Annotated in this window: 12 protein-coding genes; 9 read left to right on the top strand and 3 right to left on the bottom strand. The window is 71.6% G+C overall.

Going from position 1 to position 13,030, the window contains the following annotated elements; genetic code table 11:
* Positions 1–37 precede the first annotated feature (37 nt).
* Positions 38–529, bottom strand: a complete 492-nt coding sequence (locus tag ACZ4U1_RS20315) for a MarR family winged helix-turn-helix transcriptional regulator (RefSeq protein ID WP_467904868.1) — start codon at positions 527–529, stop codon at positions 38–40.
* Positions 530–617: 88 nt separating this feature from the next.
* Between ACZ4U1_RS20315 and ACZ4U1_RS20310 the strand changes: the two genes are divergently transcribed.
* The 9 genes from ACZ4U1_RS20310 to ACZ4U1_RS20270 all read left to right on the top strand — a co-directional run bounded on the left by ACZ4U1_RS20310 (position 618) and on the right by ACZ4U1_RS20270 (position 11,517).
* A complete protein-coding gene (locus ACZ4U1_RS20310; protein WP_467904866.1) occupies positions 618–983 on the top strand; it encodes an HGxxPAAW family protein in 366 nt (121 codons plus the stop codon).
* 66 nt (positions 984–1,049) lie between these two features.
* Positions 1,050–2,078 carry a BRO-N domain-containing protein gene (locus ACZ4U1_RS20305; RefSeq protein ID WP_467904864.1) on the top strand — a complete coding sequence of 343 codons (1,029 nt, stop codon included), beginning with the start codon at positions 1,050–1,052 and terminating at the stop codon, positions 2,076–2,078.
* Positions 2,079–2,202: 124 nt separating this feature from the next.
* Complete coding sequence (locus ACZ4U1_RS20300; RefSeq protein WP_467904863.1) at positions 2,203–3,078, top strand: DUF2797 domain-containing protein; 876 nt, start codon at positions 2,203–2,205, stop codon at positions 3,076–3,078.
* A 94-nt stretch (positions 3,079–3,172) separates the two neighbouring features.
* Positions 3,173–3,913, top strand: coding sequence for a response regulator transcription factor (locus ACZ4U1_RS20295; protein ID WP_467904862.1), 741 nt, complete (start codon positions 3,173–3,175; stop codon positions 3,911–3,913).
* Positions 3,910–5,574, top strand: a complete 1,665-nt coding sequence (locus ACZ4U1_RS20290) for a sensor histidine kinase (RefSeq protein ID WP_467904860.1) — start codon at positions 3,910–3,912, stop codon at positions 5,572–5,574. Before ACZ4U1_RS20295 ends, ACZ4U1_RS20290 begins: the two co-directional genes overlap by 4 nt.
* A gap of 14 nt (positions 5,575–5,588) precedes the next feature.
* A complete protein-coding gene (locus tag ACZ4U1_RS20285; protein WP_467904858.1) occupies positions 5,589–7,091 on the top strand; it encodes a bifunctional glycosyltransferase family 2/GtrA family protein in 1,503 nt (500 codons plus the stop codon).
* Positions 7,088–9,271 carry an ArnT family glycosyltransferase gene (locus ACZ4U1_RS20280; RefSeq protein WP_467904857.1) on the top strand — a complete coding sequence of 728 codons (2,184 nt, stop codon included), beginning with the start codon at positions 7,088–7,090 and terminating at the stop codon, positions 9,269–9,271. The genes ACZ4U1_RS20285 and ACZ4U1_RS20280 overlap by 4 nt, the downstream gene beginning before the upstream one ends.
* A gap of 49 nt (positions 9,272–9,320) precedes the next feature.
* Positions 9,321–10,712, top strand: a complete 1,392-nt coding sequence (locus ACZ4U1_RS20275; protein WP_467904856.1) for an MFS transporter — start codon at positions 9,321–9,323, stop codon at positions 10,710–10,712.
* A 46-nt stretch (positions 10,713–10,758) separates the two neighbouring features.
* Positions 10,759–11,517 carry a TetR/AcrR family transcriptional regulator gene (locus ACZ4U1_RS20270; protein WP_467904854.1) on the top strand — a complete coding sequence of 253 codons (759 nt, stop codon included), beginning with the start codon at positions 10,759–10,761 and terminating at the stop codon, positions 11,515–11,517.
* Here ACZ4U1_RS20270 and ACZ4U1_RS20265 read toward each other — a convergent pair whose 3' ends face one another.
* Together ACZ4U1_RS20265 and ACZ4U1_RS20260 are read right to left on the bottom strand one after the other, a co-directional pair.
* Positions 11,518–11,988 carry a PPOX class F420-dependent oxidoreductase gene (locus ACZ4U1_RS20265; protein ID WP_467904852.1) on the bottom strand — a complete coding sequence of 157 codons (471 nt, stop codon included), beginning with the start codon at positions 11,986–11,988 and terminating at the stop codon, positions 11,518–11,520. It lies immediately after the preceding gene.
* 49 nt (positions 11,989–12,037) lie between these two features.
* On the bottom strand, positions 12,038–12,859 hold the full coding sequence (locus ACZ4U1_RS20260) for a YceI family protein (protein WP_467904851.1): 822 nt from the start codon (positions 12,857–12,859) through the stop codon (positions 12,038–12,040).
* Positions 12,860–13,030: the final 171 nt, after the last annotated feature.

The following is a 13,030-nucleotide window of genomic DNA, read 5'->3' as shown; positions in this document are numbered from 1 at the left end:
GGATCACTCCGGGGCCTTCGGCGTTTTCCGGAGTGGCTCAGCACTCCTCGTCCGGGTCGTTCCGGTTCAGCTTCTCCAGGTATTCGTGGGCCAGGGCCGTGGCGCGGGTGAACCAGTCGGTGATGATCGCCAGTTCCTCCGGGGAGTAGTCGGAGAACAGGGCCGTCAGGCGCTTGTAGTGGCCGGCGAACACCGCCTCGACGCGGGTGACGGCGTCCGGGACGGCGGCCACACGGACCCGGCGGCGGTCCGTGGGGTCGGGGCGGCGGGTGACGTAGCCGGCGCGTTCGAGGCGGTTGAGGATGCCGGTCACCGCCCCCGTGGTGACGTGGGCGCGGGCCGCGAGGTCGCCCGCCGTCAGCAGGTCGTCGCCGGCCTCCAGCACGAAGCCGAAACAGGTCAGGTCGGTGACGTTCAGTCCCAGCCGCCGGGCCAGCTCCTGCTGTCCGATGAGGTGGGCGGCGATGAGGTGGTCCATCGCCGACAGCGCCTGGGCCGGGGTGGCGGGCGGGCGCGGCGTGCCGTGCATCTTTCGTAATCCCTTAGCTCGTGAGATATTCGGGGTCGTAAATTTCTTAGCCTGTGAGAGAACTGGTTTCGTCCCTGGAGGCGGCTCCATGAGTCTGTACGACGAGGGTCACACGATCGCCGGCTGGACCGGCTTCGGTATCGCGACCGTGGGCAGTGCTGTGGTCGGATGGGGGGTGTGCGCGGCCTCGCTGCCGCTGGTCGCCGGCGGACTGGCCATTGCCGCCGTGAGCGTTCTGGTCACCTGGGCCCTGCACCTGTCCGGCTGGGGCAAGCCGCCCGGGGTACGGCCGCGCGGGCAGTGGGGGATGCGCGTCCGGGACCCGCAGGCACGTGAGGGGCACGCGGGATGCGTCAGCTGCCGGCTCGCGGGGCGGGGGCGGCGGGCCGAGGTGCCGGCCTCGACGCCGGGGGTGATTCCTGCCGAATCGATCCCTCTGTCCCCTATCGAGTGAACGAGCTTTCTTCGAACGGCAGTTGCGCCCCGCTGACCCTAGCTTCCGGCGTGGAGGTGATGCTCGATGAACGAGCAGAACGACACCCCGCCGGAACAGCCGACGGGACGCAAGCAGGACGCGATCGACATCAACGACTTCGTGTTCGCGGCCACGGGGGCGCGGGTACGGAGGCTGACGCTGCCGGACGGGGAGCACTGGTTTCCGGCGGCGGACGTGGCGAGCAACCTGGGGTACGCAAACACGCGGCAGGCCCTGAGTATGCACGTCTCTGCAAACTGGCAGAGCACCCTGCGTGAGATTGCACAAGGCGTCTGTACAGCAGACACCTTGAGCAAACTTGCAGGTCACAGGCTTCAACGATCGATGAAGATGGTGAACCTGAAAGGGCTCATCCAACTCGTCAACGCCTGCACCAAGCCCGAGTGCGCACCCTTCAAGGCCTGGGTCGGCGAGGTCATCGAGACCATCCACCGCGACGGTTCCTACAGCCTCGATCCCGCCCCCGTACAACCCGCCCCGGACGGCACCACCGCCTACCTCATGCCCCGACAGGTCGCCGACGCGATCGTCCGGCTGGAGGAGCGGAACATCCGGGCGGACGAGGAACTGGCGGTCGCGCAGATCGAGCGCATCGAGCAGATGCGCCGGACCAACGAGCATCTGGGCCGGACCAACGAGCATCTGGGCCGGACCAATGACCGCCTCGGCCGGATCGACGACCGCCTCGGCAGCCTCACCGAACGCGTCGGCGGTGTGCACGACGTGCTCGGCCGGATCGCCGACTCGCTCGATCTCATCGCCGACCGGCTGCGGCCGCCGGGCACCGCGCAACCCACGATGACCCCCCGGCAACTCCTCGCGACCTGGCGGGCGAAGAACCTCGTCGTCACCGACGACGTGCACGCCGTGGCCGCCTACCTCGCCCCGGCGCTGGTGCGCGGGCCGGTGCACTGCCGGATGGAGGAGGTCGCGGACCGCACGGGGCTCACGCTCGACCGGGTCCATGACTGCGTGCGCATGCTGATCAAGCGGGGCTGCATGCGGCAGACGGGACTCGGGGCGGGCGGCGTGCCGGTGTTCGTGCTGATGTAGGCCCAGCAGGACCGCAAGAAGGCCCGAAGTCGCAAACCGAAATTGCGGCTTCGGGCCTTCCCTCACCGTACCCTGCCTCCGCCGCCCCGGCCGTTGTCAGACCCACCCTCTACCCTCACGAGTGATGGCACAGGTGTGGAAATGCTCCGGGCTGCGCTGGTCGGCCGATGGCGGTCCGGTGCTGGAGTGGGACGGTGGGCGGCGTAGTGCGCTGCCCCGGGGGAAGCGGGTCGCCTTCGCCGTGCCGGAGGGGGGCGTGCGCAGGTGTGTGGGGGCGCGGGGGCATGCCTGTGCGGTGCGGGCGGTCGTGCCGGGCCGGAGTACGGGGGCCCGGTGCGAGGAGTGCGCGCGGCTGGACCGGGCGCACTCCGTGGCCGCCGACACGCTCGCCGACGATCCACGGCCGTACCGGGTGTATCTGGCGTGGTTCGGGCCGGGGATGGTGAAGGTCGGGATCACCGCTGAGGAGCGCGGGTCGGCCCGGCTGCTGGAGCAGGGTGCCGTCTGTTTCAGCTGGCTCGGCACCGGTCCGCTGATGGCCGCGCGGCGCGCCGAGGAGCTGCTGCGGGCCGCGCTGCGGGTGCCGGACCGGATTCCGTACACCGCGAAGCGGGCGGTGCGGTCGGCGCTGCCCGCGACGGAGGAGGAGCGCGCCGCCGAGGTGCGGGAGCTGCACGGGCGGGCCGTCGCCCTCCCCGGGTGGCCGGAGTCCCTGCGGCCCGAGCCCTGCCAAGTCGTCGACCATGTGGGGGATTTCGGGATCGGAGGGGGGTTGGAGGTGTTCGGTGAGGTGGTGGAGCTTGTTCCGGGCGGGGGTGTCGGTGGTGAGCTGCTCGCCGTCGCCGGGCCCGATCTCCATCTGGCGGTCGGCGGGCGCGGGGCCGTCGTCCTGGACACCCGGCTGATGGCCGGCTGGGAGCTGGTGGCGCCGGGGCCGGCGGCCGGTGGATGCACCTTTCCCGTACGGGAGTTCAGGAGGGAGCCGGACGGGTTGTTCTGACGTGGGTGTCGCCTGAGAGATGCCTGTGTGTTTCTCAGGGAAATCACAGACTGCAGAAAGCGTCTTCTCAGAGGGCCCCGACAAGGTGTCCACCATGACCACGACCTCGCCCCAGGGGCGCACCGAACTGCTGAGGCCGGACGGGAGCCCCGTCCGAGTGCTTGTGGTGGACGACGAGCTGTCGATCACCGAACTGCTGAGCATGGCTCTTCGTTACGAGGGCTGGCAGATCAGGAGTGCGGGGGACGGGCAGGGAGCCATCCAGACGGCCCGTGAGTTCCGGCCCGACGCCGTCGTGCTCGACATGATGCTGCCGGACATGGACGGGCTGACCGTCCTCGGCCGGCTGCGGCGCGAGCTGCCGGACGTGCCGGTCCTCTTCCTCACCGCCAAGGACGCGGTGGAGGACCGTATCGCCGGGCTCACCGCGGGTGGCGACGACTACGTCACCAAGCCGTTCAGCCTGGAGGAGGTCGTGGCGCGGCTGCGCGGGCTGATCCGCAGGTCCGGGGCCGCCGACCGGCGGTCCGACTCTGTGCTCGTCGTCGGCGACCTGACCCTGGACGAGGACAGCCACGAGGTGTCGCGGGCCGGGCAGTCCATCCACCTCACCGCCACCGAGTTCGAGCTGCTGCGCTTTCTCATGCGCAACCCCCGGCGGGTGCTGAGCAAGGCGCAGATCCTGGACCGGGTGTGGTCGTACGACTTCGGCGGGCAGGCCAACGTGGTGGAGCTGTACATCTCCTACCTGCGGCGGAAGATCGACGCGGGTCGTGAGCCGATGATCCACACGCGGCGTGGGGCCGGCTACCTGATCAAGCCCGCCGCGTCATGAGCGGGCGGCGACGGCCGGGTCCGCAGAGGCGTCCGCAGCAAGGACAGAAGCGGCAGAAGCGACGCGCGGGACAGCCGCGCACCCTGCGGACCCGGCTCGTCGTCGCGTCCGTGACGCTGATCGCCGTGGTCTGCGCGGTGATCGGCACGGTGACCACCCTCGCCCTGCGCACGCATCTCTACGACCAGTTGGAGGGCAAGGTCACCGAGGTCGCCATGCGCGCGGTCGGGCACATGCAGGCGCCGGGCGGCGGTGACGACCCGGATGCGCCCCGCGTGCCGCTCACCACCACCCCGAGCAGCAAGGTGGAGAACCTGCTGACGAAGGGGCCGACCCCGTTCGGTGCCATCGCCGGCTATGTGCAGGACTCCTCGATCACCAGCGCGGCCGTCGCCCGGCAGCAGAACGACGACAACGGCTTCTTCAAGCAGTCCCGTGCCGACAGCCTGAACACCGCGCAGAAGACGGCGCTCAACACGGTGCCCAAGGACGGCGGCGCGCACACCGTGGAGATCCCCGGGCTCGGGAACTACCTCGTCAAGTACATCGCGAGCCGGGACAGCAGCGACGCCTTCTACGTCGGCCTGCCCACCAAGGACACCGACGACAACATCAACACCCTGATCCTGGTCGAGGTCAGTGTCACCGCCGCCGGTCTCGTCGCCGCCGGTATCGCCGGGTACGTGCTCGTCGGCGTCGCCACCCGCCCGCTGCGCAGGGTCGCCGCCACCGCGACCCGGGTCTCCGAGCTGCCGCTGCACACCGGCGAGGTGCAGCTCAGCGAGCGGGTGCCGGAGTCGGAGTGCGACCCGCACACCGAGGTCGGCCGGGTCGGCGCCGCGCTCAACCGCATGCTGGACCACGTCCACGGCGCCCTGCACGCCCGGCAGCAGAGCGAGACACGGGTACGGCAGTTCGTCGCCGACGCCAGCCACGAGCTGCGCACACCGCTCGCCTCCATCCGGGGCTACGCGGAACTCACCCGGCGGGGACGGGAGCAGGTCGGGCCCGACACCCGGCACGCGCTCGGCCGGATCGAGTCCGAGGCGGGACGGATGACCCTGCTGGTCGAGGATCTGCTGCTGCTCGCCCGGCTGGACGCGGGGCGGCCGCTGCAGTTCGAGCAGACCGATCTCATCCCGCTCGTCGTGGACACCATCAGCGACGCCCGCGCGGCCGGCATGGACCACACCTGGCGGCTCGACCTGCCCGACGAACCGGCCCTGGTGTCGGCGGACGCGGCCCGCCTCCAGCAGGTGCTGGTCAACCTGCTGGGCAACGCCCGCAACCACACACCGCCCGGTACGACGGTCACCGCGCGCGTGCAGCGGCGCGGGACGTGGATGTGCGTCGACGTGGAGGACAACGGGCCGGGGATTCCGGCGGAGCTGCTGCCGCACGTCTTCGAGCGGTTCGCCCGGGGTGACTCCGCGCGGTCCCGGGCCACCGGGTCCACGGGGCTCGGGCTCGCCATCGTGCAGGCCGTGGCCGCCGCGCACGGCGGTGCCGTGACCGTGGACAGCGTGCCGGGGCGGACGGTGTTCACCGTGCACCTGCCCGCGCTCGGCCCGGCCGTTCCCCGGCCGGAGCCCGAAATGAACTGGCAATCGCACTCACAGGCACAGCACAGTGCCACCACATGGGTGCGACAGGGCGCCTGACGAGAGTCGGTCCCATGCGAACCGACTCTTCTCCCGGCACCCTGCCGGCGCGGGAGCACCTCCCGGCCGGAGACGCCGGTACGCCTGTCCTGGACGTAGTGATCCCCGTCTACAACGAGGAGAAGGACCTCCAGCCGTGCGTCCGCAGACTGCACGAGCACCTCGCGCGCACCTTCCCGTACGCGTTCCGCATCACGATCGCGGACAACGCGTCCACGGACACCACTCCGCTGGTGGCGGCGCGGCTGGAGGCGGAGATCCCCGAGGTCACCAACTTCCGCCTGGAGCAGAAGGGCCGGGGACGGGCCCTGAGGACCGTGTGGTCCGCGTCCGAGGCGCCGATCCTCGCCTACATGGACGTCGACCTGTCCACCGACCTCAACGCCCTGCTGCCGCTGGTGGCGCCGCTGATCTCCGGTCATTCCGACCTGGCGATCGGCTCCCGGCTCGCCCGCTCCTCCCGGGTCGTACGCGGCCCCAAGCGGGAGTTCATCAGCCGGGCCTACAACCTGATCCTGCGCGGTTCGCTCCAGGCCCGCTTCTCGGACGCGCAGTGCGGCTTCAAGGCGATCCGGCGCGATGTGGCCCAGGTGCTGCTGCCGCTGGTCGAGGACACCGGCTGGTTCTTCGACACCGAGATGCTGGTGCTGGCCGAGCGGGCGGGCCTGCGGATCCACGAGGTGCCGGTCGACTGGGTCGACGACCCGGACTCCACCGTGCACATCGTGAAGACGGCCACCGACGACCTCAAGGGCGTGTGGCGGGTCGGCAGGGCCCTGGCCACCGGTTCGCTGCCGCTGGACCGGCTGACCCGGCCCTTCGGCGACGACCCGCGCGACCGCGAACTGACCGACGTGCCCAAGGGACTGGCCCGCCAGCTGGTCGGCTTCTGCGTGGTCGGCGTGCTGTCCACGCTGTTCTACCTGCTGCTGTACAGCGTCTTCCGGCAGTTCTCCGGCTCGCAGCTCGCCAACGCGCTCGCGCTGCTGGTCTCCGCCGTCGCCAACACGGCCGCCAACCGCCGGCTCACCTTCGGCGTGCGCGGCCGGGGCGGCGCGGTACGGCACCAGGCGCAGGGCCTGGTCGTCTTCGGTATCGGCCTCGCGCTGACCAGCGGCTCCCTCGCCGCCCTGGGCGCGGCCACCGACAGCCCGGCGCACTCGACCGAGCTGGCGGTGCTCATCGCGGCCAACCTCGCGGCGACCGTGCTGCGGTTCCTGCTCTTCCGCGCCTGGGTCTTCCCGGACCGCGGCGAGACCGGCCCCGCCGCACCGCCCGCCCCGTTCACGGTCGTCGCCGCGCACACCCCGCCCGCGCCGGCGTACCGCACACCGGATCCGTACACACCGCTGCCGCAGCGCCCGGTGCCGTACCAGCAGTCGTACGAGCAGCAGCCGTACCCGCGGTCGTACGAGCGGCAGGCGTACGAGAGCGGCAGCCGGCCGGGGGCCGGCGACGCGACCATGCGGTTGCAGCCGGTACGCCCTCACGACACCGACCCGGAGGACGCCCGATGACCAGTACGACCGTCTGGGGACCGCCCCCGGCCGCACCACCGCAGGCCCCCGGGGCCGATCAGCCCAGGCAGCCGTTGGTGCGCGGACTGTGGCGCGGCCGGCCCGAGGACCCCCGCTGGGCCCGCCCGGCCCTCCTCGGCCTGCTGGCCGTCACCCTCCTGCTCTACCTGTACAACCTCAGCGCCTCCGGCTACGCCAACTCCTTCTACTCGGCGGCCGTCCAGGCGGGCAGCACGTCCTGGAAGGCGTTCTTCTTCGGCTCGCTGGACGCGGGCAACGCCATCACCGTCGACAAGCCCCCGGCCTCGCTGTGGCCGATGGAGCTGTCGGTGCGGATCTTCGGCCTCCACTCCTGGTCGATCCTGGCGCCCGAGGTGCTGATGGGCGTGGCGACCGTCGCCGTCGTGTACGCGGCCGTGCGCCGCCGGTTCAGCCCGGTGGCCGGTCTGATCGCGGGCGCGGTGCTCGCGCTCACGCCCGTGGCGGCGCTGATGTTCCGGTTCAACAACCCGGACGCCATGCTGGCCCTGCTGATGTCCGTGGCCTGCTACCTCGTCGTCCGGGCGGTGGCGGACGGCCGTACGAAGTGGCTGGTGTGGGCCGGGGTCGCGATCGGTTTCGCGTTCCTCGCCAAGACGCTCCAGGCGTTCCTGATCCTGCCGCCGCTGACGGTCGTGTACGCGGTGTGCGCCCCGGTGCCGCTGAAGAAGCGGTTCGCGCAGCTGGCCGCGGCGACGCTCGCGCTGGTCGTCTCCGGTGGCTGGTGGGTGGCGGTCGTCGAGCTGTGGCCGGCCTCGTCCCGCCCGTACATCGGCGGCTCGCAGAACAACAGCTTCCTGGAGCTGACCTTCGGTTACAACGGACTCGGCCGGCTCAACGGCGAGGAGACCGGCAGCGTGGGCGGCGGCGGTGGCGGGGGCGGCACCGGCATGTGGGGCGAGACCGGCTGGGACCGGATGTTCGACTCCGAGGTCGGCGGCCAGATCTCCTGGCTGCTGCCCGCCGCCCTGATCCTGCTCGCCGCCGGCCTGGTCGCCACGCGGAGGCTCCGCCGTACGTCCGTCACGCGCGCCTCGTTCCTGGTCTGGGGCGGCTCGCTGCTGACGACCATGGCGGTCTTCAGCTACATGGCGGGCATCTTCCACCAGTACTACACCGTGGCCCTCGCCCCCTACCTCGCCGCCGTCGTCGGCATGGGGGCCGGACTGCTGTGGGAGAGGCGGCGGGAGCTGTGGGCGTCGATCACGCTCGCCGCGTCCGTGGTCGCGGCGGCGGCCTGGGGGTACGTCCTGCTCAACCGCACCTCCGACTACCTGCCCTGGCTGAAGTGGCTGGTCCTGATCGGCGGCATGACCGCCGCGCTCGGCTTGGTCTTCGCCGGCCGGCTCTCCCGGCAGCTCGCCCTCGGGGCGGCGGCGGCCGGTCTCGTGGCCGCGCTGGCCGGACCCACGGCGTACACCCTGAGCACCCTCCAGGAGGGCCACACCGGCTCGATCGTCACGGCCGGCCCGGCGGGCGCGAGCATGATGGGCGGCCGGGGCGGAGGTCCCGGCGGCGGTGGCGCCGGCGCGATGCGGGGCGGCTTCGGTGGCGGGATGCCCGGGCAGCAGGGGCAGCAGAACCAGCAGGGTGGGCAGACTCAGCAGGGCAACGGTTTCCCGGGCGCCGGTGGCTTCGGTGGCGGGATGCCGGGGCAGAACGGCGGGCAGGGCCAGCAGGGCCGGCAAGGTCAGCAGGGTCAGCAGAACGGCAACGGCTTCGGCTTCCCGGGTGGCGGTCGTACGGGCGAGGGCGCCATGGGCGGTGGCGCCGGTGGCGTCGGCGGCCTGCTGAACGGCGCGAGCGTGTCGTCCGAGGCGAAGAAGCTGCTGGAGCAGGACGCCGGGAAGTACACCTGGGCCGCCGCGTCCGTCGGCTCCCAGAACGCGGCCGGCTACCAGCTCGCCACGGGTGAACCGGTCATGGCGATCGGCGGCTTCAACGGCACCGACCCGTCCCCGACGCCGGCCCAGTTCAAGAAGTACGTCGAGGAAGGGAAGATCCACTACTTCATCGCCGGCGGCGGCATGGGCGGCGGCGACAGCGGGACCGCCTCCCAGATCAGCTCGTGGGTCCAGAGCACCTTCAAGAAGGTGACGGTGGGGTCGGCGACCTTCTACGACCTCACGCGGAAGGCCTGACCGGAAAACGCGTTGTACACCGTATAGCGACAGCTATACGGTGTACGGCATGTCCGCACCCGCTTCCCACGGCCATCCCCAGCGCTGGCTGATACTCGGCGTCATATGTCTCGCGCAGCTCACCGTGCTGCTCGACAACACCGTCCTGAACGTGGCCATCCCCTCGCTCACCCGCGAGCTGCACGCGAAGACCTCCGACATCCAGTGGATGATCAACGCGTACTCCCTGGTGCAGTCCGGCCTGCTGCTCACCGCGGGCAGCGCCGCCGACCGCTACGGCCGCAAGAAGATGCTGATCACCGGGCTCGCCCTGTTCGGCGTCGGTTCGCTCGTGGCCGGACTCGCCGGCAGCACCGGCCAGCTGATCGCCGCGCGGGCCGGCATGGGCATCGGCGGCGCGCTGCTGATGACCACCACGCTGGCCGTGGCGATGCAGATCTTCGCCTCCGAGGAGCAGCCGAAGGCGATCGGCATCTGGAGCGCGGTCAACGCGCTCGGCTTCGCCGGCGGGCCGCTGATCGGCGGTTTCGTCCTCGACCACTTCTGGTGGGGTGCGATCTTCCTGATCAACCTGCCGGTCGCGGCGCTGGGCCTGGTCGCGGTGGTCATCCTCGTGCCCGAGTCCAAGAACCCGCGCGGCGACCGGCCGGACCTGCCGGGCGCGGTGCTGTCCACCATCGGCATGGCCTCGCTCGTCTACGCGATCATCTCCGGGCCGGGGCACGGCTGGACCTCGGGGCGGGTGCTGGGCACGGCCGCCGTGGCCGTGCTGGTGCTGGGCGCCTTCGCCTGGTGGGAGAGCAGGGCCGACGAGCCGATGCTCGACATCCACTTCTTCCGGGACCGGCGCTTCACGGGTGCGGTCGCCGGGGCCGTGCTCATCGTGTTCGGCATGGGCGGCGCGCTGTTCCTGCTGACGCAGCACCTGCAGTTCGTGCTCGGCTACGAGCCGCTGGAGGCCGGTCTGCGGACCGCTCCGCTGGCGCTGACGGTGGTCGTGCTCAACTTCAGCGGGCTGTCGGCGAAGTGGTCGGCGCGGCTGGGCACGCCGGTGTCGATCGCGCTGGGGATGGTCTGTATGGCCGGTGGGCTGGTGTCCATCGCGGAGGTGGACAACGGGGGCTATGCGGGGACACTGCTCGGGCTGCTGCTGATCGGCGCGGGGTGCGCGGTGGCGAACCCGGCGATGGCGCACGCCATCATGAGCGCGATTCCCCCGGAGAAGGCGGGCGTGGGGGCCGGGATCAACGGCACACTGGCCGAGTTCGGCAACGGGCTCGGTGTGGCCGTTCTGGGTGCTGTGCTCAGCTCTTCCCTGGCGTCCGGGCAGTCGCTGGCCCATGGGCTGGGGACCGGGCAGTTGGTAGGGGCCGTCGCGGTTCTGCTGGGCGGGTTCGTGGCAGCGGGTCTGTTGCGGCGGGCGGAACGGGCGTCCGCCTGACGGCCCTAAGGTGGGGACAGTGGCCGGTATCGAGAAAGGTGCGCCGGTGACGAAGCAGGCAGGGCGGTCGGCGCGGGACAGCGTGTGGCGGGAGGGCAGGCCCCGCCGTGGCGGGCGCAGTGGGCAGCCGTCCGGGCTGGACCGGGAGCGGATCACCGAGGCGTCCGTGCGGCTGCTGGACGCCGAGGGGCTCGCCAAGTTCTCCATGCGGCGGCTGGCGGCGGAGCTGGACGTCACCGCGATGTCCCTGTACTGGTACGTCGACACCAAGGACGACCTGCTCGAACTCGCCCTGGACGCGGCCTTCGCCGAGCTGCGGCTGCCCGACCCGGAGAACGCGGACGAGGACTGGCGGGAGCAGCTGCGGGCGCTGGCCACGGCGTACCGGGAGCTGCTGGCCCGGCACTCCTGGCTGTCCCCGCTGGCCGGCCGCTTCCTCAACGTCGGTCCGAACGCGCTGGCGTTCTCCCGGGTGGTCCAGCAGGTCGTCCGGCGGGCGGGGCTGCCGGTGCACGGGGTGACCGGGGCGATCTCGGCCGTCTTCCAGTTCGTGTACGGCTTCGGGACGATCGAGGGGCACTTCTTCGCCCGGATCGCGGACACCGGGCTGAGCCCCGACGAGTACTTCGAGCAGGCCATGTCCGTGGTGGACGAGGTGCCCGGGACCGCCGACGTCATGAAGGAGTCCAAGGACCTGATGGCGGCGCGCGGCGGCGACACGGTGGCCGAGATGCTGGACCGCGACTTCACGTTCGCCCTGGACCTGCTGATCGCCGGCATCGAGGCGATGGTCGCCCGCGGCTGACTACTCCCCCGCGACCAGCCGCGCCGGAAACCCCCCGGTGGCCACCGGCCCCCACCGCTGCGGTGTCACCCGGATGATGGACTTGCCCTGCTTCAGCATCGCCTGGCGGTACTCGTCCCAGTCGGGGTGTTCGCCGGCGATGTTGCGGTAGTACTCGACCAGGGGTTCCACGGAGTGGGGTGGGTCGACGACCTCGGCCGTGCCGTCGATCTGGACCCAGGGGCCGTTCCAGTCGTCGCTCAGGACGACCAGGCTGACCCGGGGGTCCCGCTTGGCGTTGCGGGTCTTGGCCCGCTCCGGGTAGGTGGAGACGACGATCCGGCCGGAGTCGTCCACCCCGCAGGTCAGCGGGGACGCCTGCGGGGAGCCGTCGGCCCGGCGGGTGATCAGCAGGGCGCGGTGGCGGGGTCGTACGAAGTCCAGCAGCTCGTCCAGCGATACACGGGTGTTGGTAGCGATGTTCGGTGCCATGGCAGCACCCTAGGGGCAGCGGGTGCCCCTGTGGGTGACCCTGCTGTGCCTACGCCTGGGGGAGCGAGTCGCCCTGGACCGCCTGGATGTCCAGCTCCACCTTCAGCGTGGTGCCGATGGCCGCGATGCCCGCCTGGAGGACCTGGTTGTAGTTCATCGCGAAGTCCTCGCGGTGCAGTTCGGCGGTGGCCCGGAACGCGGCGCGCGTGCCGCCCCAGGGGTCGGCGCCGGTGCCGAGGTAGGCCAGGTCGAGGTCCACCGGTCGTACGACCCCGTGCATGGACAGCTCGCCGTGGACCGTCCAGCGGTCCGAGCCGGCCGCTGTCACGCCCGTCGAGCGGTAGGTGATCTCCGGGTGGCGCTCCACGTCGAGGAAGTCCCCGGACTTCAGGTGCGTGTCGCGCATGCCGTTGCCCGTGTCGACGGACGCGGCCTTGATCACCGCCTCCACCCGGGACTTGGTGACGTCGTCCGGTGCGATCTCGATCGTGCCGCCGAACTCCGTGAACCGGCCGTGCACGCTGGAGATCCCGAGGTGCTGGGCGACCGCGGCGACGGAGGAGTGCACCGGGTCGATGGTCCAGGGCCCGGGCGGCGGCAGCTCGGTGCCGCCCTGCCGGGCCAGCGTCACCGTGCCGACCTCGGCCCGGCCGCTCGCGGTGACGATGGCGCTGGACGCGGCCGGCGCGTAGCCGACGGCGGTCACGATCACGGTGTACGCGCCCGGCGCCAGCGCGGTGGTGTCCCGTACGGCTCCCTCGGTGTCCGCCTCGGCCCGCAGCACCTGCGTCCCGGTCATGTCGGTCACCGTGACGACCGCGTGCGACACGGCCCACCCGTCCCGCGTACGGATCTTCGCGGTCAGTCCCATCCCGTTTTCTCCCTGCAAAGTCTGACAAAGTGGTCGTATGAGACCGGCCCGGGGGGGGGGGGGGGGGGGGGGGGGGGGGGGGGGGGAAGGGGGGGGGGGAGGGGGGGGGGGGGAGGGGGGAGGGGCCTCGTACAGGCGGGCGGACAGGGGGGGGGGGTGTGGGTGTAGGTC

Source organism: Streptomyces sp. NPDC028928 (assembly GCF_055564915.1).
The sequence above is the reverse complement of the archived record's forward strand: the minus strand, read 5'-3'. Positions and strand labels throughout refer to the sequence as shown.